Source organism: Methylocapsa sp. D3K7, from assembly GCF_029855125.1.
Classification (GTDB): domain Bacteria; phylum Pseudomonadota; class Alphaproteobacteria; order Rhizobiales; family Beijerinckiaceae; genus Methylocapsa.
In genome coordinates, this window is sequence record NZ_CP123229.1 from 2,435,523 (window position 1) to 2,457,500 (window position 21,978).

The 21,978-nt window shown below is 62.1% G+C and carries 18 protein-coding genes (1 of these 18 cut by a window edge); 3 read left to right on the top strand and 15 right to left on the bottom strand.

The features are described 5' to 3' along the window. Positions 1-39 precede the first annotated feature (39 nt). The 13 genes from QEV83_RS11355 to QEV83_RS11415 all read right to left on the bottom strand — a co-directional run bounded on the left by QEV83_RS11355 (position 40) and on the right by QEV83_RS11415 (position 16,731). Positions 40-1,497: an aldehyde dehydrogenase family protein gene (locus QEV83_RS11355; protein ID WP_280127850.1), complete on the bottom strand. Its 1,458-nt coding sequence runs from the start codon at positions 1,495-1,497 to the stop codon at positions 40-42. Continuing rightward, positions 1,494-3,578: an acetate--CoA ligase family protein gene (locus QEV83_RS11360; protein ID WP_280127851.1), complete on the bottom strand. Its 2,085-nt coding sequence runs from the start codon at positions 3,576-3,578 to the stop codon at positions 1,494-1,496. The genes QEV83_RS11355 and QEV83_RS11360 overlap by 4 nt, the downstream gene beginning before the upstream one ends. Further along, on the bottom strand, positions 3,575-4,579 hold the full coding sequence (locus QEV83_RS11365; RefSeq protein WP_280127852.1) for a pyridoxal-phosphate dependent enzyme: 1,005 nt from the start codon (positions 4,577-4,579) through the stop codon (positions 3,575-3,577). The genes QEV83_RS11360 and QEV83_RS11365 overlap by 4 nt, the downstream gene beginning before the upstream one ends. Next, positions 4,576-5,934, bottom strand: coding sequence for an adenylosuccinate lyase family protein (locus QEV83_RS11370; RefSeq protein ID WP_280127853.1), 1,359 nt, complete (start codon positions 5,932-5,934; stop codon positions 4,576-4,578). Before QEV83_RS11370 ends, QEV83_RS11365 begins: the two co-directional genes overlap by 4 nt. Next, the gene (locus QEV83_RS11375) at positions 5,931-7,460 is read right to left on the bottom strand and encodes a lyase family protein (RefSeq protein WP_280127854.1); all 1,530 of its coding nucleotides are present in this window, start codon (positions 7,458-7,460) and stop codon (positions 5,931-5,933) included. The genes QEV83_RS11370 and QEV83_RS11375 overlap by 4 nt, the downstream gene beginning before the upstream one ends. Then, positions 7,457-8,248, bottom strand: a complete 792-nt coding sequence (locus tag QEV83_RS11380; protein WP_280127855.1) for a phosphosulfolactate synthase — start codon at positions 8,246-8,248, stop codon at positions 7,457-7,459. The genes QEV83_RS11375 and QEV83_RS11380 overlap by 4 nt, the downstream gene beginning before the upstream one ends. Before the next feature lie 79 nt (positions 8,249-8,327). Beyond that, a complete protein-coding gene (locus QEV83_RS11385; protein ID WP_280127856.1) occupies positions 8,328-9,266 on the bottom strand; it encodes a hypothetical protein in 939 nt (312 codons plus the stop codon). A gap of 20 nt (positions 9,267-9,286) precedes the next feature. Next, on the bottom strand, positions 9,287-10,126 hold the full coding sequence (locus tag QEV83_RS11390) for a CoA-transferase (protein WP_280127857.1): 840 nt from the start codon (positions 10,124-10,126) through the stop codon (positions 9,287-9,289). Continuing rightward, complete coding sequence (locus QEV83_RS11395; RefSeq protein ID WP_280127858.1) at positions 10,123-11,082, bottom strand: CoA-transferase; 960 nt, start codon at positions 11,080-11,082, stop codon at positions 10,123-10,125. The genes QEV83_RS11390 and QEV83_RS11395 overlap by 4 nt, the downstream gene beginning before the upstream one ends. A gap of 222 nt (positions 11,083-11,304) precedes the next feature. After that, positions 11,305-12,903 carry a GMC family oxidoreductase N-terminal domain-containing protein gene (locus QEV83_RS11400; RefSeq protein ID WP_348273219.1) on the bottom strand — a complete coding sequence of 533 codons (1,599 nt, stop codon included), beginning with the start codon at positions 12,901-12,903 and terminating at the stop codon, positions 11,305-11,307. 102 nt (positions 12,904-13,005) lie between these two features. Continuing rightward, positions 13,006-13,749, bottom strand: a complete 744-nt coding sequence (locus QEV83_RS11405; protein ID WP_348273220.1) for an SDR family oxidoreductase — start codon at positions 13,747-13,749, stop codon at positions 13,006-13,008. After that, on the bottom strand, positions 13,746-15,323 hold the full coding sequence (locus QEV83_RS11410; RefSeq protein WP_280127859.1) for an NAD(P)/FAD-dependent oxidoreductase: 1,578 nt from the start codon (positions 15,321-15,323) through the stop codon (positions 13,746-13,748). Before QEV83_RS11410 ends, QEV83_RS11405 begins: the two co-directional genes overlap by 4 nt. 316 nt (positions 15,324-15,639) lie before the next feature. Next, the gene (locus QEV83_RS11415; protein ID WP_280127860.1) at positions 15,640-16,731 is read right to left on the bottom strand and encodes a cobalamin-independent methionine synthase II family protein; all 1,092 of its coding nucleotides are present in this window, start codon (positions 16,729-16,731) and stop codon (positions 15,640-15,642) included. 447 nt (positions 16,732-17,178) lie between these two features. Here QEV83_RS11415 and QEV83_RS11420 point away from each other — a divergent pair, with 447 nt between their 5' ends. Beyond that, positions 17,179-17,325 carry a hypothetical protein gene (locus tag QEV83_RS11420; RefSeq protein ID WP_280127861.1) on the top strand — a complete coding sequence of 49 codons (147 nt, stop codon included), beginning with the start codon at positions 17,179-17,181 and terminating at the stop codon, positions 17,323-17,325. Positions 17,326-17,391: 66 nt separating this feature from the next. On the opposite strand, the gene tnpB is transcribed toward QEV83_RS11420, so the two are convergent. Together tnpB and QEV83_RS11430 are read right to left on the bottom strand one after the other, a co-directional pair. After that, complete coding sequence (gene tnpB, locus QEV83_RS11425; protein WP_280127862.1) at positions 17,392-17,745, bottom strand: IS66 family insertion sequence element accessory protein TnpB; 354 nt, start codon at positions 17,743-17,745, stop codon at positions 17,392-17,394. Next, complete coding sequence (locus tag QEV83_RS11430; protein ID WP_280127863.1) at positions 17,742-18,464, bottom strand: transposase; 723 nt, start codon at positions 18,462-18,464, stop codon at positions 17,742-17,744. Before QEV83_RS11430 ends, tnpB begins: the two co-directional genes overlap by 4 nt. A 662-nt stretch (positions 18,465-19,126) precedes the next feature. Here QEV83_RS11430 and QEV83_RS11435 point away from each other — a divergent pair. Further along, positions 19,127-20,944, top strand: a complete 1,818-nt coding sequence (locus QEV83_RS11435; protein WP_348273221.1) for a relaxase/mobilization nuclease and DUF3363 domain-containing protein — start codon at positions 19,127-19,129, stop codon at positions 20,942-20,944. Positions 20,945-21,355: 411 nt separating this feature from the next. Then, positions 21,356-21,978 carry the 5' portion of a hypothetical protein gene (locus tag QEV83_RS11440; protein ID WP_280127865.1) on the top strand. It continues 118 nt past the right edge of the window, so only the first 623 of its 741 coding nucleotides appear in the window; its start codon is at positions 21,356-21,358; the stop codon falls past the right edge of the window.

Genomic DNA, 21,978 nt, shown 5'->3' on the forward strand with positions numbered 1-21,978 from the left:
TCGATCGAATCGCGTCGCCTAACTATGCGGGCACCACGCTCACTCATTGCCGTATTTTGCCCAGTGAGCGCCGAATATCTCATCCGCCACTAGTCGGCGCGGCGTCATCGGGCGGGAGACCCAGGTTAGATTGAAGAAATGGCGGACATTGACGTTCTCGGTCGTGATATTCCCGCCCCAGGATCCGCAGGATAGCGAAAGAGTGTAGGGAAGCCCATTGCGAACGCTGCCTGCCCCTTCGTTCATGCTCTGGTTGACCATTACGCGCGCCGTTTTGGTGCCAAGGGCCAATGCCAGGACATGATCGTTGCGACTGCTGTGGATACCGCACGTGTGACCGGCGCCTTGGTACTGTGTGATTTGGTTGACCAGGTCGACCGCGCCGTCAATACCCCCGCTGTATCGGTAGAGTGCAAGCACCACCGACAGCTTTTCTCCCGAAAACGGATGGACCTCGCCGACGCCCTCCTCCTCGACCACGAGGAAAGTGCGGTCCGGAGCGATCTCGATTCCAGCCAATTCGGCAATCCGGGCAGCGGGCTTAGCGACAACCTCGATCAACGGAATGTGCCCATCCTTCGGCCACATAACGGCTTGCAGGTGGGCTTTTTCGGCCGGAGTGCAAACATGACCGCCGCGCTCGATGAGCTTACCCTTCAGTGTTTCGTAGATGGAGGAGTGGGCGGCGACGGAATTGTCGGCGAGGCAGCTCGTCGCGTAATCGAAGGTCTTCGCGTTGGCGATCATTTGCGCGGCGTCGTCGAGGTCGGCGCTCTCATCGACGACATGCACGGCATTGCCGACTCCAACGCCATAGGCCGGCGTCCCGGAGCTGTACGCCGCTTTCACCATGCCGGCGCCGCCCGTCGCAACAATCAAGTCGCTCATGCGCATCAGCAGTTCGGTCTTTGCAATCGACGGACGTTCGATGACCTGGATGAGGTCGGCTGGCGCTCCGACCTGCAGACATCCCTTGCGCATGACCTCGACAACCGCCGCGGACGTCTTCCTGGTCCGCGGATGGGGCGCGATGATGATCGCATTGCGCGCCTTTAGCGCCCCTAGCGCCTTAACCGGTGGCGTGGCGTCCGGCCCCGTGGTGGGAATGAGAGCGGCAATGACGCCGACCGGCTTGGCGATCTTGACCAAGCCACGCGCCGGGTCTTCCTCGACGATGCCACAGGTCTTGATCGAAGCCATGTCGGCCAGGGTTCCCATCACGCGATTGGCGAACTTGGCGATCTTGTCTTGAACATTACCAAAGCCTCCCTCTTCGACTGCAAGTTTGGCCAGCGCCTCGCGCGACTTGTAGACCTGCCACCCCACCGCCGTGACCAGGGCGTCCGCCTGTTCCTGGGCATAGTTTCCTATTGCGGCCTGCGCATCGCGCGCCCGCCCCACCATCGCTTCTATTTCGCAGCGCGCCTCGTCTTCGGCGGCAACAACAGCGGGAGCCTTCGTGAGCGTCTGCATGGTCTCGCCCTCCTTCTTGCTCAAGCGAGCGCCACAGAATCGGCGACGCGCATGCGCACGTCGACGATAGTGAATTCATCGCTATCCGCGATGATGGGATTGAGGTCCAGTTCGCCGAGCCAGGTGGCGGCGCAGAACCATTGCGACAGGTCGGCGATCAATCGGGAGAATCGAAAGAGATCGATTGGCGGGCGGCCTCGATATCCGGCAAATAGCTTACGGCCTTTCAGCTCATCCAGCATGGTCCGCGCTTCCTCGGCTTCGATCGGCGCCAAGCGCAGGGCCACGTCATCCAAGATTTCCGTCCACACACCGCCGAGGCCGGCCATTACGATCGGCCCAAAGAGCGGATCACGCCGAGCCCCGAGGATCAGTTCGGCACCAGGTCCCGCCTGCCGCTGCAAAAGAGCCGGGCCGGCGCCTAGCCGGCGAGAGAAATCCTCGAATGCCTCGGCGACGGCGGCGCCATCGGTGAGGCCCAGGCGCACGGCGCCTGCGTCGCTTTTATGCGTCAACTTGGGGCGCTCGGCCTTGAGGACGACCGGAAATTGCAACTTGGCTGCCGCCGCGGCTGCAGCGGCAGGGTCAGTAACTACGATCCAGCGCGCCACGGGGAAGCCCGCCTGCTGCAGCAGAGAAAGTGCGGCGGCCGAGTTCAACCAGCCCGCGTCGTCGACAGCCGCAGGCTGCGGAATTGGCTCGCCTGCAGACAGGCGCGCCAGTGGTCGGATCGGTCGCGAGACAGTGGCGGCAAGAGCAGCAGCTGTCGCCCCAGGCCAAGCGTGGCAGGGCACCCCGGCCGCTTGCAGCTTATTGCGATTGGCGTCAGCCGATCGCTGCGCCACCCAGCAGACGTGGATCGGCTTGATTGAGCCTCGCTGACGCGCTCGTTCACTCGCCGCAATGACGGCGTCGCAGACCTCAGGCATTAGCGCCGAGCGCTGCAACAGGATGGGAACAACTGCGTCCACTTCGCTGGACGTCATTAGTGCTTCAACCGTAAATTCGTACATTGCGGCGAAGCGCTGCCAGTCGGTCGTGACGTCGATAGGATTGACGGCCGAACCTTGCGGCGGCAGTTGGCTTGCGATCGTCGCTTGCAGCCCCGGTGATAGAGCTGGAACGGCGAGACCTTTCGACTCGAGCAGATCGGTCAGCTCCACGCCTGCGCCGCCGGAATTGGTGACGATGCCGATATTGCGGCCGCGCAGTGGCGGCTGGCGATCGAGGGAAGCGGCCACGTCGAGAAGCGCCAGGCCATCTTCGACGAGATGAACGCCTGCCTGACGGAGCGCCGCGAAAATGATCGCCTCGTCGCCGGAGAGCGCGGCCGTGTGGCTGGCTGCTGCCCTTTGGGCGTCGGGATGACACCCTGTCTTCAACACCACCACGGGCTTTCTCATCACTACCGCCGCCGCTGCCTCGAACAGCCGGCGGCCATCGGAGATCGATTCTAGCAGCATGGCGACGACCTTCGTCTCCGGATCCCGCCCCATAAATTCGAGTAGCTCGACTTCATTGAGGTCAATCTTATTGCCAAGGGCAGCAATCTTGGCGAAGCCAATGCCGTCATCCACCGAGCGCGAATACGCCGCCATTCCATAGGCTCCACTCTGAGTGAGCAGGGAAATGCCCCCGCGTCCGGGCAAGCCGATGGATAGGGAACCGTTGAGGCCGGACGCGGTGTTGATGACGCCAAAACAGTTCGGGCCGAGAATCCGCACTCCATGTGCAGCCGCTATGCTGGCCACCTTGCGCTGCAGCTCGACGCCGCGTGGCCCAGTCTCGGCGAAGCCGCCGCTGATAACGATAACGACAGGAACCCCTGCGGCGCCGCAGTCGGCAATTACGTCCGGCACAGCCGTCGGCGGCGTGATGACGATCGCCAAATCGACCGGCTCGGGAACAGCTCCGAGACTGGGATAGGCTGGACAACCCAGGATCTCGCTGGCCGACGGATGGATCGCAACGACCTCGCCGGCGAAGCCCGCCTCAACTGCCGTCAGATTACGCAGGAACAAGGCTCCAGCTTTGCCTTGAGAGGCCGAAGCTCCGACGACCGCCACTCGGCGCGGGGTGAACAGAGCGTCTTGCCAATCAGTCACGACATTCCCTCCACGGCAGCGGTGAACAGGCTCGGTGCGCCACCGGTATGCAGAAAGAGAACGTCATCCGCACCGGCATAGCGGCCTTGCGATAGTAGCGCGCTGTAGCCGGCCATGGCTTTGCCAGTATAGGTGGGATCGAGGAATACGCCTTCGGCGCGCGCTGTTGCGGCAATCGCGTTTTGCCCTTGTGGCGACGGTACGCCGTACCCCACTCCGAGGAAGCCATCATGGACGCAGAGTTCGACGCTACTGAGCTGCGCAGGACAATCGAGCACGGCGGCTGCTTCGGCCGCTAAATTCCGGGCTCGCGCCAAAGCCTCAACTGCCGGCCGGCTAACGGTGATCGCTTCCAGCCGCCAAACTGCGCCGAACAACGCGGTGCCTAATAGCCACCCTGCCAGCGTTCCGGCCCCTCCCACGGCCATAACTACTGCTCGCGGCATGATGCCGAGAACCGCGCACTGTTCGAGGGTCTCGCGTACCGCCAGTACGTGGGCCAGGACACCGAGGGCGCAAGCGCCTCCGCGAGGAACGCTAAAAGGTCGACCGCCCCGCGCGACAACCTTGGCTGCGGAGGCCTCGATTCCGCGATCCACAGAAGCGCGGTCCGCATCGCCGGTAAAGACAATCTCCGCCCCGAGCACTCGGGTCAACCAATGGTTTCCTTCGGCCCTCAACGGCGGTTCCCCCCAGTAAATGGCGACACAACGTAATCCGGTCATGGCAGCCACTCCAGCGCTAGCCCGTACGTGGTTCGAGAGGGGACCGGCACCGGTAACCAAAGTGTCGGCGCCTTGGCGCAGCGCTTCGGCGATGATGAGATCCAAGGAACGAACCTTATTGCCGCCGAATGCAAACGGGAGGAGATCATCCCGCTTGAACCACAGTTGTGGGCCGCCAAGCGCAGCCGAAAGGCGGCAGGCGGGGGCGAGCGGCGTCGGTTCCGTCACGAGCGACAGACGCGGCAGCGCATCGAGGTCGGCGGTCCAGGAGGTCACGGCGGGCTCCCATTTAGGACCCGGTCTACCAGCTCTTGACACTGCCCGGTGTGGGCCTCAATGGAAAACAGTCGGCCGATTTCCTTCTCCGTCAGGTGAACACGGATGTCCGGATCCTCCGCAGCGATGACGGCGAAGGACTTGTCTTCGCTCCGCGCCGAGGCGGCCAGCCGTTGAACCACACGATGCGCTGTCTGCTTACCGATGTGGCGGGCGAGGGCGAGCACGAGGGCTTCCGAAAAGAGATGCCCTCCAGAAGCTTCCACATTGGCGCGCATGCGGTCGGCTCGCACCTCTAGCCCGGCGAGTAGGGACGCGAGCAAGGCATGGGCCTTGCTTGCCGCCATGGTTAGCTCCGGCACGGCATGCCATTCCGCCTTCCACGACCTGCCATCGCGCTCGTGGTCGTGAACCAAGCCTTCGGTAAGAAGCCCGGCATTGGCCCGCACCACTCGGGCCAGGGTTCCGAGATGCTCGGCCATCTCCGGGTTGCGTTTGTGCGGCATTGTGATGCTGCCCACCCCGCCGGCTAGGGATGGTTCGCGGAGTTCGGCGATCTCGTCGCGCTGCAGGTTGTAAATTTCATGGCCAATCCGATCGGCGGTGCCGGTGGAAAGCACGAGCAGATGCGCCCATTCGGCTAGGATATCGCGGCTCGCCGTCCATGACATGTCCGGCTCACGCAGGCCGAGACGCCCGAAAAATTGCTTTTGCACCGCCAGCGCCTGGGTACCCATGGCCGAAAGACTACCGACGCCGCCGCAAAGCTGGCCGATGTCCATCCGCTTTGTGGCCTCGTCGAAACGTTGCCGGTGACGTCGCAGCTCGGCGAGCCACCCTGCAGCCTTGAAGCCGAAGGTGATCGGCAAGCCTTGCTGGCCGTGGGTTCGCCCGGCCATGGCCGTGTCGCGGTGGCGGCGGCAAAGTTCAGCCGTCGTCACCATCGCGCGCTCGAGGTCGGCGACAAGCAGGCCGCGCGCTTCGCGCAGCGTAAGTATGAGCCATGTATCGGTAAGATCCTGGACAGTGGCCCCGAAGTAGAACCATTCGCCACCGGACGAGGAGCATCGGCGCCCGACGGCCGCGATAAGGCCGGCCATCGAATGGCAGGTTGCTTGGTATCCTTCCCGGCACTCCCCCAGAAAGCCAGCGTCGACCACGATCGATCGGCATGTCGCCTGAATGTCTCGGGCCGCCTCCGCTGGAATGAGCTCATGCTCAGCCTGGATTTCCGCCAACAGGTCCAGCAGATCGAGCCATCGCCGAGTTCGCGGCACATCGGCGAATAGCGCCCGCATCTCCTGCGTAGCCCACGCATCGCCATAGATGGCCGAGCCGAATGACCATTCCGTCATTTGGCGTCTCCCACGAACGTCTCCGCCTCGGTGTGGAGGCGGCGGAGGGCAATTTCCCGGCGTGCGCGCGCGGCCTCGAAGTCGTGGCGGCGCTCACCAACCGCCTCAGTCAGTACGGAAGCCATCGCCGTCACCTCTTCCGGTGCAGCTCCGCCAACATCGGTCCTCACTGCGACGCAGGCCGCCGGATCGAGCGCCGCTGCGACCAATCCATCAGAGACGCCATCGGTTGGCAGGCCAGCGGCCCGCAAGGCGTTGCCGACGTCGCTCACGGTCGCCTCGGCTAAACTACGGCCATTCTCTTCCAGCGTTCCGACGAGACGGCCAACAACTCCATGGGCGGAGCGATAATCGATTCCGGTTGCCCCCATCAGGCGCTCGGCGAGATCGGAAGCGCATGTCGACCGATCGTCCAAGGCGGCAAGGGCACGGGCCTCGTTTATGCTCAGCCCATCCACGCATTCGGCGACCAGGGACGCAACCTCGCCAGCGGAGCGCACCGCGTCCGGCACCGCCTCATAGGCGAAAAAGCGATTGTCCATCTGGCCCGAAGGTGTCCGGGCAGCAGCGGCGATTCCAGCCTGCGCGCCAATCAGTCGATTTGCCACAGCCCTGACGAAGGCCAGTGCGAATGGATTGCGCTTTTGCGGCATGATTTTACTAGCCCGAGCGTGGCGGTCGGCCAGCCTGACGAACCCGAATTCGGCCGAGGAGAAGATCATCAGATCCTCCACCAAGCGATCCAAATTAACCGCCGCCATCACGGCAACGGCAGATGCTTCAAGGGCAATGTCGGCCTGCCACATGGCATCGCGGGCGTGTCGAACCGGCTCGCGAAAACCTAGCCGGTCGGCCAGCTTGCGCCGATCCTGCATCGTTACCGAGCCGTTGGAACTGCCGATGCCAGCCGGGCACTCGTCGACCCGGTCGTAAAGGGCGCGGACCCGATCGAGGTCGCGCAGCATCGGCCAAGCAAAGGACTGAATGTAATGGCCAAATGTGGTCGGTTGGGCCGCCTGTAGATAGGTATAGTCGGGCATCAAAGCGTCTCGGTGCCGCAAGGAGACTGCATTGAGGGCCTCGGCCGCCTTGGCCAGGGCCTCGCCGAGGCCAAGTAGTTCGTCGCAGAGAGTCAGATGATAGGCCGTTGTCAGCGCCTCGCGCCGGGCCCGTGCGACGCCCAGCCAGCCGACCGCCTCGGTGCGTTCGGCGAGCCATGCCTCCCGATTCGTGTACAGGTCGCCGTAACCGCCGGTCGGCGAGAAGGAGGATGGCGCCTTGTCGAGCGCAAGAAGAGCTGCGATCAAGGCGCGGGCGCTATCGCGAGGGATGATGCCTCGCTCGGCAAGGGTCATCGTATGTGCGAGATCGACCCACCCGATCGACCGGGTCAGGCCTTGTTGCGCTTGCAGCTCGCGACTGAACGCAATGTCGGTGAGGCACCTCGATGGCGCTTCCATCAACCGTTCCCCGACCTCCAGAACGGCGGCGCCGGGGATTTCGCGGAAGGGGATGGTCGGCCTCATTTTTCTCTCCGGGCGGGTCCGATCGGGACCGCATTCTCAACCCGCGCCGGATCCCAGCGGCCGGAACCGATGGATTGATTGGCGACCGTCGAAAACGTTTCGAAACGCAAGCCGCAGCGCAGGGCCTCCAGAGCAAGGCATTCTTGCGGTCGGATATTGCCCAGGCTAACATTGGCGCCGAAGCGGCAAACCAAATAGGCCTGCTGGGTGCCGAGGGGAGCCTCCCAAATCAGGCGAGGCGCGGAATCGCCGACCAATCCGATGATCTCGTCAAGGAAACTGGTGCGGATTTCGCCCTTCTGGTCGTAAATGCCGATGCCTTGGCCGCACTCCCTGCCTTCGATGATCACCCAGGAGGCGCCCCAGGTCAGATCCTTCAAGACCTGCTCGGCCAGTTCCTCAGCCGTCGGCTGCCGCTTAGGATCTTTGCGGCCAACCTCGGTGATGGCGACAAGCCCCGCGTCGCGCGCGCAGTCTATGACCCGCCGGCGACGGTCTCCGGGCAGGTCGATCGTCCCCTCGGAAATCTCGATCGCCCCGAACCCCAGCTCCTTCGCGTGTCGCATGAAGACGCGGCAATGCTGCTGAACGATGGCCGCTTCGAGCAAGGTGCCGCCGGGATAAGTCAAGACGTCGCGCTCACGGAGTAGTGCCAGCTTCTCCTCAAGAATCGCCAGCGGCATCAAGGCTGAGGTGCCGAAACCGAACTTCCAATGGTCGATATGCTCGCCCGCCAGCGCCAAGATGTCCCGCAAGGCGGTGGCACCGAGGCCGGTGTCAATGATCATCGTGACACCGGTCGTCCGCGGCCGGCGGATCCTGCGGTTTACGATCACGTCGAGGGACCATACGCCCTGCCAGGGCGATCTAAACCCAGTCGATGTCACGCGACAGCTCCCTCAAGGCCTGTTCAATCATCGACAGGTTTGCTCCCCACGGGACCACCATGATCTCGCCCTCACGTTCGATGTCGAATTCCCAAAGACAGCATTTCAGGATGGTCGGCTCGCGCCGGCGGCCGGCAATAATGCGCGGGCACATTTCTACTCGCCGCGGCTCATCGCCATAGAAGTGGCGGTGGAACTGCAGGCTACGTTCGCAGCCGATCAGGGTCCAGTCGCGGCGTTTGGCGGGCCGCTCGTCGAGGTAGTAAACCGGGGCGCCGAGGTCGTCGAGGCCCCCTGATCTGCAGGGGACCAGGAAGGCCGGCACCGAGATGTCCCGCACAAGATCTTTTAGTTCTATACGCTCAAGGACCGGGATGATCGGAGGTAGATCGGCGTAACTGAGAACGTGGCAAACGAGGTCGAAGAGCTTCGGAGGCTCGGGAGGAGCTACTTCGACGACTTTAAGAACGAAGGGACTCGGATGATGGATGAAGTTGACGTGGTCGTATTTCCCTTCGCAGATCAGCGTCCGGTCTTTGCCGATGCCGTGGCGCCTCGCCAGTGCGGCTAGGGCCGACCGGTTTGCACAGTCGGTTTGGGGCTCGCGCACGTAAGCGCAGGAATCCGGTAGAGCCAAGACCTCCACATGCACGATCGGCGCGAAAAGAGGCTCCCGGTCGGTGGCATCGACGGCGATTATCGCGTGTCTTCCGTCCGGCGCGCAAAGCACGATAAACTCGGTGCGGCGGTACGTCTCCCGGCCGAGGAAGAAGCTCGCAATGCCATGCTCCGTCATTGGGCCGTCATAGCCCTGGACGCTGACCCCGCGGTATGGCAGCGGAACGACGTTGAGCTTGTCCTTGAACAGTGGGCGGACAGGCTTGGCGGTGGAGTGGAGCGGGCCGGCTGATGCGGGCATAAGACTTTCCTCCCAAGCCCCTAGGCGATTGCATATCCGCGCCGCATATCCTCGGCGCGGATCTCCTTCTCGTGGACCTTGAGCGGATCGAGCCGCCGGATGAGTTCGACCACGGAGCGCTCCGGCGCTGGAATCGTCTCGACCTGGGCGGCGAGCCCGGGCGTGAAGCCCGTGTTCTCTAGAACCTCGTCTATTGAGGTGTCGGGGTACACCGCAATTAGACGAGCCTTCCCGTCGGCATCGAAGTCAAACAAGCCGAGTTCGGTCACAAGCCATTGGGGGCCGTTGCCGCGATGGCCGAGCTCCTTTGCCGGCCGTCCGTCTCGAGTGCGATGGCCGAGATTGGTGATGAAATCGCAGTCCTCTACCAGACGGAATCGGCGCTGGCCCTTGGCGTCCTCCGGGGAACGATGGGCCGTGGTCCAAAGGGTGACGTAGGCGGCGTCGCAGGACAGATTACAGCCACCACCGCCGCCGGGCAATTTGAGCGTGATATTCGGATAGCCCAGCGCAGTAACGTTGCAGTTGCCCCATCTGTCGATCTGTAGGCCGGAGAGAAACATCCGTCCCATGCGCCCTGCCGCTGCGAGGTCGAACAGCTCACCAATAGCGAGCGATGATGATGCACCGCGGTCCATCACCCAGTCATTAGTCGTTGGGGCTAGGAAGGGCGGTTCGGGGTTGACGCCATAGGTGGCACCGGCCACCAAGACCATGCGGGGCGCATGGGTCCGCTTAGCCACATGCATGGCGAGCTGGATCAGCGGCGATCCGAATCCGTGGAAGACCAGCGTTCCATCCTCTATCGTGCGGGCGAGCGTTGCAATCATCATCTCGCCCAGGGTGCAGCTTGTCGTCATGCCACCGCCTCATCCAGGTAGAGCCGTTTCCAGGCTTCGGGACCGTCGCACCAGGAGGAAAGACGGGCGCGGGTCTTTTCGCCGCCGATCCGCGCCAGATAATCGGCGTGGTCTGGCACGCCGTGGACGAAAACAGAGAGATACTCGACCGAGAAGGTGCCGGCGCCTTTGCGGGCGGCCTCGTAGTACAGGGCGGTATGGCGCCGGTCGTAGGCATAGAGGGGATAGCAGGCGGTGGGATGCGCGCCAAACGGGACCTCGCTCACAGCAGTCACATAGAAATACGGGATGGTGACACCGCCAAGTTCGCTTAGCCGCTCGGTCGGGACGATCTCTTCGACGGTCGCCAGCACAGCGCGGGACGCCTTCGCGAACAGAATGTCGGCAACCGGCGGTCCCTGGATCAGTAGGTTGCCCTGAGCGTCCCCATACTGGGCGTGAACGAGGGCAACGTCGGGCTCGATTGCCGGCACCAGAAGCAGCTCTTCGCCGGTAAAGGGGCAAACCATTTGCCTATACTCCGGGTGAAGCGAGAGAAAGCTGGTGCCTCGGACCGACCGCACGGGCATGAAAGGTAAGCCTTGGATCGCGGCTCGCAACTGCTGCACCAGAGTGTAGCAGCAGCTGTCATCAACGCTGACGGTTCCGGATTCCAGCGCGCGCCGGTAATTCGGCGCCATGCCAAAATCCTGCTCGAAACCGACATAGCTCTCGGAAGACCGCGAAATGGCGCCGCCGCCGCTCAGCAGGTCGATATCAATGCCATGCGCCGAGCCCACTACGGTGAGACCCTTGACGCCATGGCGCAGCATGGCCCGCAACAAGGCCATGGGCTCACGCGAGGACAGGCCGCCGCCGACCGCGACAAGGGCGCCATCGGCGACCCGTGCTGCGAGATCCTCAAGCGTCGTCCGCTTGTCGTGGTCGGTATATACGGGGCGTGGGGTCCGAGCCATCTTGCCGCCTTCTGTCAAATCGCCGCCATGCCGCTATCGACCGCCATGACAAAAACAGCACCGGTGATCCTTGCTGCTCTCCTATCCTCCCATCGCTTCGACATTCTCAGACCTCCCTCGGAAAATCACGATTACCCACCGCAACGGGCGGCAATTCATTAAGTTGCCGAATGGCGACGAGACCCGGGGCTCAGACCGGCCGAAAAAAGAAGATAGTACGCCCTACCGGGAGGGGTTGCGAATCAGATCCGCCGCCTTCTCGGCTATCATGATCGTTGGCGCGTTCGTGTTGCCGCCCACGATCGTCGGCATGATCGACGCGTCCACGACCCGCAATCCTTCAGTTCCGCGCACTTTCAGACGGGGATCAACGACCGCCATCTCGTCATTGCCCATCTTGCATGTGCCAGCCGGGTGCCAAGTGGTGGAGGCGGTGCGCCTAATGAAGGACTCGATATCCGTGTCGCTTCTCACATTCACTCCCGGCGCTATCTCCTCGCCACGGATGTCATCGAATGGCCTGGCGTACAGAATTCTGAGGTTCCAACGCACACCTGAAACGGCGCATCTCATGTCGTCGGATACGCTCAAGTAGTTGAAGTTGATCATCGGCCGATCAAGGGGATCGGACGAAGCGAGTGTGATCTCGCCGCGGCTAAGCGGCCGATTGATATAGGAGGTGAAGGTTATACCATGCCGGTTTGGCGGCCCGGCTTCGGGGTAATCAGGAGAGAGAGTCATCAGGAAGAATAGTTGCAGTGCGGGATTCGCCTCTTTTGGTTCGCTTTTGACAAAAGCTCCTGCCTCCAGGAAGTTCGAGCCGAGCGCGCCGCCTCGATGCGCTTCGTACTTCTGAAGTTCGGCCGCCTTCATTTCATCGGGAAGCGGGGCGAAGGTGAGCGGTTGCATGATCTCGCAACGCACTCTCGTGTGAAGGTGATCCTGCAGATTCTTTCCCACACCCGGGAGATCCAGGCGAACATCGATCCCCTGCCGCTTGAGTTCGCCCTTTGGTCCGATTCCGGAAAGCATCAGTAACTGCGGTGAACGCAAAGCGCCTGCGGAAACGATGACCTCACAGGCCGCGCGCGCGCGCTCGAAGGCTCCGAAGTGGAGATATTCGACTCCCACTGCGCGCGCTCCGGTGAAAATCAGCTTGGTCGCCTGGGCGTGGGTCAGGATGGTCAGGTTCGGACGCGAGCGCGCGGGGTGAAGATATGCATCAGCAGCGCTGCAGCGGGCGCGGTTGGCGAGCGTGGCCTGCAAAGGACCGCAGCCTTCCTGAAACTCTCCATTGAAGTCTGGGTTGAACGGGATGCCCACCTCCTGCGCGGCGGCGAGATAGCGTTCGACGAGAGGGTTCGAAGGCGAATGGCTTTCGACCCTAAGGGGACCGTCCGCGCCGTGATAGCGGTCGGAAAGGGTCTTATTGCCCTCGGCTTTCACGAAATAAGGCAAGACGTCGTCGTAGCTCCAGCCCTCATTTCCGCAGCGACGCCATTCGTCGTAGTCACCGCGATTTCCGCGGATGTAGATCATGTAATTGATGGAGCTCGATCCGCCGAGCACCCGGCCTTGAGGGACAAAGATTCGGCGCCCATTCAAATGCGCCTGGGGAAGAGTTCTGTAAGCCCAGTCATAGGGGCTGTCCTGGAGACGTCCATAGAATGCCGGTATCCGGATCGAGGGTTCGTCATCCTCGCCGCCGGCTTCGAGCAACAATACCCGGCAGGCAGGATCCCCCGTCAATCGGCTTGCCAAGACGCACCCCGCTGATCCGCCACCGACAATGATGTAGTCGAACATGACTCCTTCCATCATGGGCCGATCCCGGGGCCGGAGTCAGTGGTCATCATCCTCTTGCCTTCCACTCGCTTCGACATTCTTGAACCTCCGACGGAAGACCAAACGTGCTTGTGTCGATCAGATCGCTAGGTAGCCGCCGTCAATGGGGATGGCGGCGCCGTTGCAGTACCTGGCCTCGTCGCTGGCGAAAAAGGCCGCCGCGCTGACGACATCTGATACAGTGCCAATGGTCCTTTGGGGAATGCGGGCCAGCACCTCCTCCCGCAATGCGGGCTGGGCGAGCCGCCAATGAGTCATCGGCGTGTCGATCATTCCCGGGCACAAGGCAACGGACCGGATGCCCTGGTGGCCGTAGTCGACGGCAATGGCCCGGGTGACCTGAATGACCGCGGCCTTGGTGATTGAGTAGGCGGCCCTGGCCGGGAACGCTACCAGCCCGGCCACCGAGGCAATGTTCACGATGACGCCGCGGCGCCGTTCCAGCATGGCCGGCAGCACTGCGGCGGTGAGCCGGATGACGGCTCGCAGATTCACATCGATAACGCGATCGACCACGTCGGGCGGGGTTTCGTGCAGGGTTGTCGCTTGCGGGCCACCGGTCGTGCCGGCGTTGTTGACGAGGACCTCCGGGTGGCCGAAGTGCGCAGTAGACTCAGCCAACGCCCTTTCCAGCTGCGCATCATCTGTGACGTCGGCGACAGCAGGCAAAAGATTCGGACTGGCAAGCTGATCGGCCAGCGACGCGAGCCCTCCCCTGTCCATGTCGAGGGCGATCACGCGGTCTCCCAGGCTGACGAAGTGCGAGGCCAGCCCAGCTCCAATTCCCGACGCCGCTCCGGTCACCATCACCACCCGACTCATAGGCTTCGCAACTCCCGATGGCCGGCCCGCAGTCGCGACAGCTGGATGAAGTGCGTCGGGTTAAGAAAAAGCTCGTCCATCTCGGCCAACTCATCGATGGTCAAGCCCTTTTTGACCAAGACGTTGAGGTACTGGAAGGCGTCCTTGGCGCCGTAGCCGACATGGTGGGCCCCAAGCACCCGCCGGGTCTCGCCATCGAGGACCAGTTTCTGGAAGCCTGACATGTGGGGACGCGCCATGGCGTAGAGCATCGTCCGGTCGCTCGCTGGCAGGCCGATGTCCAGGCCATTGGGGTTATCGGGAGGCATCTTCAGGATGACGACGCTCCGATAGCGCGCACGCGCCTCCTCCTCGCCAAGGCCAAGCCAGCTCACCTCGTAGTGAGTGTGCAGAAAGTCCGGCCAGTCGGACGGCCGATAGCTGACTTTCTCGCCCATTATGGCGCGCGCGGCATAAGCACCGCTCTTGCGCGCCTTGAACATCTCCATGGGCGCGCCAATGAGATCGCCTACCGCATAAACATCGGGGATGGACGTCCGCAGCTGCTCGTCGACGACCACGGCGCCGCTGTCGTCGATGGCGACGCCGAGCGCCTCGACCGCCAGCCGCGACCGCGGCCGTTCGCCAAGCGCCTGAAACACGAAGTCCGTCGCGATTTCGAGCTCACCCGAGGGGGTATCGGCGACAACCCGGGCGACTCGGCCCTCAGCATCCCCGAGGATGGCGGACACCGTCGCGCCTTCGAGAATCTCTATTCCTTGCTCTCGCATCCGGTCGATGGCGTAGGTGCGGGTTTCGCCATCGCTAATCAACTTAAGAAGGCGATCGCGGACCAGCATGATCACGCGACGACCAGTGGCATTGAAAAAACAACCATATTCAACTGCTGTCTTGCTGCCCCCGACGACCACTATGGACTCGCCCGGCTCGCGGTCGAGCGTCTCGACCAGAGTCGCGTAATCGTGGATGCCATGGAGATCGCGGCCGAGCGTATTGAGGCGAATCGGCTCGGAGCCAAGGGCCAGGACCAGGGTGCGCGCCCGAAAAATCTCGCCGGCCGCCTCGATGGTGTGAGCGTCGAGGATTCGGGCCGATGCGTTCAGCACGAACTCGATGTCGAGTTGCTCCTTGCTCTGGTAGTTCATGACGGCATGCGGCCCAGTTCGGCCACGCCGGAACAGGTCGACCACCTCCTTGATCGAGGTCGTTCGTCCCGTCATGTCCGGAAACCAGAGGGTTCCAGAGAACGTGCGGGCTAGCATCAATTCCGCCGCACAATCTGAGAAGAGGTGGTGGGGGACGCAAGCATTGTGTGGGCAGGAGCCCCCGAGAAAAGGCCAGCGATCGATGATAAGCTGACGGCCGCCTAATGCGCGTAGATAGGCCGATCCGAATCGCCCCGCAGCTCCGCCGCCGATAAAGATGGCGTCGAATTCCCGCCGGTCGTCGTCCCGGATATTCCTAATGGGCCCGACGACGTTTGGCCTCTCGAGCGCCTCCTCGATCTTCCTCGCCCACTGCTCGATTGTCAGGAAGGACGGATCAGACCCTTTCGTGGCGAACTGATCCATCATTCGTCTCGCCTCATCGGGGCGTCGAAATCGCCCTTGTTCTTACAAATGTCCTCTTGGTCAGCCGCCGCAACAGTGACAACCGGCACCATGCCCGCTCTCCCAAGGATGGGGCTCTGGACGCTTTTCTGGATCTGGCCGCGCGCGGCGGCCGCCGCATCCCGAGCACGTCCATTCGGTGGGCATGCGAGCCCCCTTCAGTACGAGGCTCTTCGCTACACGCTCGCAGTCGGGACAGACGATTGTGTAAACTGGCATTTCAACTCCCCTGGTGGCAGGTGTGGCGGGGACCCTCCGGCACCCCCGCCACACGGTTAAGTCACTCGGCAGCTACGGCGTGCTGCAGCTTGTCGCGGACGAGGTTGGTCCCCTCGACCAGGGCATGGATCTTGTCCTGAGCGATGTATCTCTGCAACAGGATCAGGCCACAATCGGTGGTAACGCCCAATCGATCGGCCGGAATGACTTTTAGCAGTGCATTGATTCGGTCTGCCACTTGAGTGGCCGTTTCGGTGATCGTGCTCTTCACATCGATTACCCCGGCCCAGAAGTCGATATTGTCGGGCAGCGGAAATTCCTTGAAGGCGTCGAGACCCGACATATCGTCGACGCGTCTGCCGCAGTTCTCCAGGTTGAGGACGTTGATGCGCGCTTCGTAAGCTTTCGGCACGATCGCACGTGTCGCCGCCGGCGCGTTCGCTTTTTCCTTACGTTTCGTCAAGTCATAGATTTCGCCGGGCTTCCCGGTATCGTCCGCAAAGTAAGCCGGAGTTCCGCCCCAATTACCCCAGCAGACATGGACGACAATGCGCGCGTGCTTGACGCCCTCGACAGCAGTGTTGAATGCCTCAATGGCCCAGTCCTCGTAAAAATAGGGCCAGGTGAATTCATCCAGCTGGATGAAATCGATGCCCATTGCATCGACCTCCAGAATGTCCTCGTTCATGGCCTTCGCAATAGCCAGCGCACGGTCGCGGGAACTCTTGTAGTAGAGATCGTTTGTGCATTGCGCGAGGACTTGGACGCCGGTGTATTGGACTTTGGTAGGCTTGCTCGTCGCCCGCTTGAGGGCCCGCGCCTGCTCGACCATCATGGCGCCGCGCCGCTTGATCTCCTGCTCGACGGTGCCGGAATGCAGCCGGCTATAGATCGGGAAACCGAGATGTCCGCCTCGAAGGTTGTAGCCCATGCAGCGAAAATAGTGGTAGACCGCGTTGTCGGCGTAATTGTCGCCATGGACACGGCCATCCGAGATGATGTCGAGACCCGCGTTCTCCTGGTCGACGGCGATGGCCCCAATCGCATCCTCGAGCGCTTCGCGACTCATGGAATCCGGCGGCTCTCGGTCGCCATGGAAATGGCGCGCCCACCCTGCGTCCCACCACCTCGGGTTCGGGTAGTTGCCGACCATACTCGTCGGAATTAGGACGTCCTGCCCACGTATTTTCATGCTGCTCCTCCCTCTTGCTTTTTGCGCGCGGACGGCGACATTTTATGGAGCGATTTTTGTATAGGACTCTGCGCTTATTTTTGAATTGTCAAGTCAGCCCTCTAAATCAACCCCGTGTGCTTCGAGTCTCGCGTTGCGTAGCGAGGCGCGCCTCGAAGCACGCGCCAGCCCAACACCAAACCAGGGCTTCGCAGCCCTTTTCTCTTAACCTAACTGGTACACTATCTCGCCGCGATCCAGCACATTTTGTCTCCACCGTTGATACGCGGACGCGCGCGATATCGCCATCGTGGTCTTCCGGGGAAAGCGCCATCTGGCTGGGATCGAGGCGCTTCGCAAGTTGGATGTTTCCGACTTGCGCATTAAATACCGAAGTCGGCAACAGCCGACTTCGGAGCGGCGCCCGAATTGCGCCCGCTGGAGCTTTTTGATGATGAGCTGAAGGCGTTCGATCTCGCTGTCGCGGCTCTCGACAACGGTCGCCATGTCGCGCACCAAATGGTGCAGAAGAGTCATATCGACAGGCAGATTGTCGAGATCGATTCGCATGTCTAATTCTACCTCGGAAGGCGATTCAGACCCAGAAGATTTCCCTTATGTTGCTTAGGTTTTCGCTCATTATCAGCCGGCGATCGCGTGTCTCCACACCCGCTCCGGAACACGCCAATCGATGCCTTCAATCAACACGGAAAGCTGCGCCGGAGACAAGGTGATCGTGCCGCCCGGCTCAATCATGCGCGGCCACACGAACCCGCCCTGATCGAGCCGCTTGGTGAACAGACACAGCCCGTTCCCATCCCAGAACAAGATCTTGACGACCTGCGCCTTCTTGCCCCGGAAGGCGAAGAGGTGGCCGCAGAAAGGGGCCTTCTTCAGCATATCCTGAACGAGCATCGCCAACCCGTCCATACCCTTCCTCATGTCGGTGTAGCCCAGCGCCAAATGCACTTTCACGCCGGCTGGAACGATCATCATCGTACCGCCTCCTGCTCGAGAACGTGGCGCCGAACCGCATCCGGATCGCTGCCGACCGGCGCGAAGACACGACGCCCGTCATCGAGTTCGACCACCGTCATACCGTCGGGCGGCGGTATTAGATCGTGCAGCATAAGCGGCGTCGAAGATGAACTGGTTTGTCCATCGGCCAGCTTCACGGCCGCAAGTTTCGCACGCTTCTTCTCGCAAAAGCCAAACTGGATGCGCCAACGGAATACCATGCTGGTTGCGATGTCATATTGACGGCAGATTGCCGCCATGCTCGTGCCGGGCTGCTCCGTTTCAAGCACGATGGAGAGCTTTTCCTCGTCCGTGAAATTGCGCCGGTTCGAGCGCCGATCACGCGGCGGATCACTCTTGGCCACGTCTGTCAACACCGTTTCAGTCGGACGATCCTTAGCGGCGCTGCTAACATCTTTGCTTATTTTCGCGCGGACGCTCGGACGAAGACGCGCCCGCCAATCGATCCGCAGCGGATCCGCATCCAGCCGGGCGCGCCACGTGCGCAGGGTATAGACCGAGATGTGGTGCGCGGCGGCATAGTCTTTGGCGCTGACGCCACTCCAGTTCATCGCCTCGACGTGCATCGCCCAGAACGCCTCGACGGCCTTGTTTTGTTTGTTTCTGGACACCGGCTCGCACGTCCGTTTACGCCGCTCGCGCGCCTTGTTGCGCAACGATTCCAGCGTGTCCAGCACCTTCAGCCAATGGACGAACGTGCACTCGTTCAGCTTATGGCGCCGGCAATATTCAGCGCGACTAACGCCGCTCCCGCGCCAAGTCTCAACGTGCACCGGCCAATACGAGCGCCGCACTTTGTTCTCGAAGTGTTTCGAAGCCACCGGAGATCCTCCCATTCACGAAGGAACCCGAAATGGACCGCCAACGCACCCCCAAATCGATGTGCGAGAACCGGACGCTTACGTGGGGAGAGGTTATGGCAAGATTAAAGCAAACTTTCGTTTGCCTGTAAGGTCTTGTCTGCACATTATTTTTTTGCTTCGTTTGCTTTGGTGCAATGTTAGCCGCCCCGCATTGCCTTTCTTTTTCAACGACATGGCACGAGGTGCGCGGGTTTTGGCTTGCGTGGGGCCGGAGCTGGCGCAATCTCTCGCGTATGAGCCACGACAACGCCTCCGACTTCCAACCGCGCCCCGGCCGCATTCGCGATCGCGGGACCCGTGCGGGGCAGCGCTCGACATCATTTGTGAACCAGGTCCTGAAGGCGGCAGCAAAAGCAAACGGCGGCCCGCTGACGGCCGCGCAAATGCGGGGGGACGGGGGACGAGGGAGTGGTGGAAACCGGCCCCGGAAAGGGAGATGTTGCCGTATCGGCCGAGGCCAAGCGGCAGCCGATCGTTTGAAGCGTTCCACCGAGCAACGTGGCCCCGGCGAGCGGCTGCGCCGCGTGGTGGTGAAAGCGCGGATTGTCAGGCTGAAACGGACGAGCAAGGGCGCCGCCGCCCATCTCCGTTACCTGCAGCGCGATGGAACGACCCGGGAAGGAGAACGCGGAAGGCTGTATGGGCTGCAGACCGATGCGGCGGACGGAAGTGAGTTTGTGGAGCGCGGGCGGGAGGACCGCCACCAATTCCGCTTCATCGTCGCGCCCGAGGACAGCGATCGGCTTACGGATCTTCGCGGCTTCACCCGCGACGTCATGGGCCAGATGGAGCAAGATCTTGGAACGGAGCTCGATTGGGTCGCCGTCGACCATTTCAACACCGGCCATCCGCACAGCCATGTCGTCATCCGGGGTAAGGACGAGACGGGCAAGGATCTCATTATCGCCCAGGACTACATCACCGATGGCGTGCGGCTGCGCGCCCAGGAGCGGGCGACCCTGGAATTGGGACCGGAGTCCGACCTCGAATTGCGACACAAACTCACGGCCGAGATAACCGCCGAGCGCTTCACCCGGATCGACCGGGCAATGATCGCGGAAGCACAGGAAAGCGTGCTTGATCTGCGGCCCGAAGCCGGTCAGCTTCGCGCCGATTTTGATCACACGCTCCGCATCGGCCGTTTACAGACCCTGCGGCGTTACGGCCTCGCGACAGAGATCGAGCCGGGTGCGTGGGCCTTGTCGGAAAAGTTAGAGCCGACTTTGCGGGATCTGGGCGAGCGTGGTGATATCGTCAAGGCGATCAATCGCGCGCTCACTGCCCGCGGCGAAGAGCGGGCGCTCGGCAGCTATGTCCTGCACGGCGAGCAGGCCTCCTCGTCGATAGTTGGCCGGGTGATCGGCAAGGGGCTAACCGACGAGCTCGGCGAGCGCCTCGGCCTCATTGTCGACGGCGTCGATGGCCGCGTCCATCATGTCGCGGTGGGAGAGGCGGCGGCAGTCGAAGAGGCGAAGATCGGAACGATTGTCGAGATTACTCCGGCGCCAAAAGTCCCGCGTCCCGCGGATCGTAATATCGCCGAGCTTGCGCGAGACACCGGCGACTATCATCCGAGCACACATCGCGTTATGGCCGAGGCCGCCGACCTCCGCGTTCCAGGCGGCGATTACGAGTCCTACGTCCAAAGCCACGTCCGCCGGCTGGAGGCCCTGCGCCGGGCGGGGATCGTCGAACTGATCGACGCCGATCATTGGCGGATTCCCGGTGATTTTGAGAAGCGCGCCGCCGATTACGACGCCCCGCGCCGGGGACGGACGTCCATCAGGCTTCTTTCCAATCTTGACCTCGAGTCTCAGATCGGCGCGGACGGCGCCACCTGGCTTGACCGGGAGCTGATGTCCACCCATCGCTTGCCGATCGTTCAAGGAGATTTTGGCGCGGAAGTTCGCCAGGCTATGGAAAGGCGCACGGAGACCCTCGTCGCGAAAGGTCACGCCTGGCGCACGCCGGAGGGCGGCCTCCGCGCGCCAAGGGATCTCATCGCCCGCCTGGAGCGGCAGGAGATCGCGCGTGCAGGAAAGGCCCTGGAGGGCCAGACCCGCTTGCCATTCCACGTCGCAAGCGAGGGCGAGCGCGTCACCGGCGTCTTCACGGGGACGACCCAACTCAACTCAGGCAAATACGCCCTCATCGAGAATGCTCATGAGTTCACCCTGGTCCCATGGCGGCCCATCATGGATGAGCGGCTGGGCCGGCAGATCAGCGGCATCGTCCGGGAGTCGGGAATATCGTGGGACTTTGAGCGAAAACGCACGCTCGGACTCGGAATGTGAGCTCGGAACGCGCGTCGCGCTGACGATAAGCGGGACAAGGTACTGATAGCCTCGTTTGGATAGAGCACGAGCTTTGTCCGCGACGCCGGCGTTCTTGTGGTGCGCCCAAAGCAACGGACGGTCATTCGGACGGCGTTGGACCTCGGTAGCCCTGGCGTGCTGCAGCGTAGAATTGGGCCATTCATGCCACACAGCGCACGTGGCACATTTTGGCATGACTTTCAATTACATGCTCAAGCGCCAACCAAAAATTGCCCCCATAGGCGCTGCGGTTGTTCCACGCACACTTAGCGCTAATCAGGTGTGCTCTCATCCTTCCAGACCAGCTGGTTTGCTCACGGCAGAGCCAGCAGCGCCTGTCGCCATGCGTCAACCGGTTCCGTTAATAGCCGATTGGGCTCAGTCTCAGCGGTGACCATCATTCGCCGCGAGCACCGGGCCCATTTCACAATCGTGCCAAACGCAATGTTCCTCGACAAGCGTCTGTCGATCGAGGCCAAGGGTGTTCTCGGCTTTCTCCTGTCGCGCCCTCATAACTGGCAGGTTCGGCTTGATCATGTCGGGCGCACCCTCAGGATTGGCAAGAAAAAGCTGCAACGCATTTTCCGGGAGTTGATCAGCGCCGGCTACGTAACACGCGAGCAACGGCGGATTTTGGATGACCAGCGCTTCGGCGAGATGGATTACGTGGTCCGGGATGTCCCGGAACCCTTAAGCCGCCTTGTGGATAACTCCCCAATCCCGCGGGGCCAAAACGGAACCGCGGCTCCGCGGGTCCAAAAGGGACCTGCGTATAAAGAAGCACCGCAGGTCCGAAAGGGCGCCGCCTATAAAGAACTATTAAATAAAAACGGATCCTATGGCTCTCCGTGCCTGTGGCACGCTGAGGGAGGGCCACATTTTCCAGCCGCGCGGCAACAGCTCTCGAGGGCGCTGGATGACGCGCATTATGATGCCGAGATTGTCGCGCTGTTCGATGACGTCGCCGAGGGTTGGGAGCTCCTCAGCGTAATTCCGAGTGAAACACTCACTCA

Excerpts from the sequence above, each read along its gene's own strand:
- QEV83_RS11370 (WP_280127853.1), bottom strand. The coding sequence starts at position 5,934 with ATGACGGAATGGTCATTCGGCTCGGCCATCTATGGCGATGCGTGGGCT.
- QEV83_RS11375 (WP_280127854.1), bottom strand. The coding sequence starts at position 7,460 with ATGAGGCCGACCATCCCCTTCCGCGAAATCCCCGGCGCCGCCGTTCTG.
- QEV83_RS11380 (WP_280127855.1), bottom strand. The coding sequence starts at position 8,248 with ATGATCATTGACACCGGCCTCGGTGCCACCGCCTTGCGGGACATCTTG.
- QEV83_RS11385 (WP_280127856.1), bottom strand. The coding sequence starts at position 9,266 with ATGCCCGCATCAGCCGGCCCGCTCCACTCCACCGCCAAGCCTGTCCGC.
- QEV83_RS11390 (WP_280127857.1), bottom strand. The coding sequence starts at position 10,126 with ATGACGACAAGCTGCACCCTGGGCGAGATGATGATTGCAACGCTCGCC.
- QEV83_RS11395 (WP_280127858.1), bottom strand. The coding sequence starts at position 11,082 with ATGGCTCGGACCCCACGCCCCGTATATACCGACCACGACAAGCGGACG.
- QEV83_RS11400 (WP_348273219.1), bottom strand. The coding sequence starts at position 12,903 with ATGATGGAAGGAGTCATGTTCGACTACATCATTGTCGGTGGCGGATCA.
- QEV83_RS11405 (WP_348273220.1), bottom strand. The coding sequence starts at position 13,749 with ATGAGTCGGGTGGTGATGGTGACCGGAGCGGCGTCGGGAATTGGAGCT.
- QEV83_RS11410 (WP_280127859.1), bottom strand. The coding sequence starts at position 15,323 with ATGATGGATCAGTTCGCCACGAAAGGGTCTGATCCGTCCTTCCTGACA.
- QEV83_RS11415 (WP_280127860.1), bottom strand. The coding sequence starts at position 16,731 with ATGGTCGGCAACTACCCGAACCCGAGGTGGTGGGACGCAGGGTGGGCG.
- tnpB (WP_280127862.1), bottom strand. The coding sequence starts at position 17,745 with ATGATGATCGTTCCAGCCGGCGTGAAAGTGCATTTGGCGCTGGGCTAC.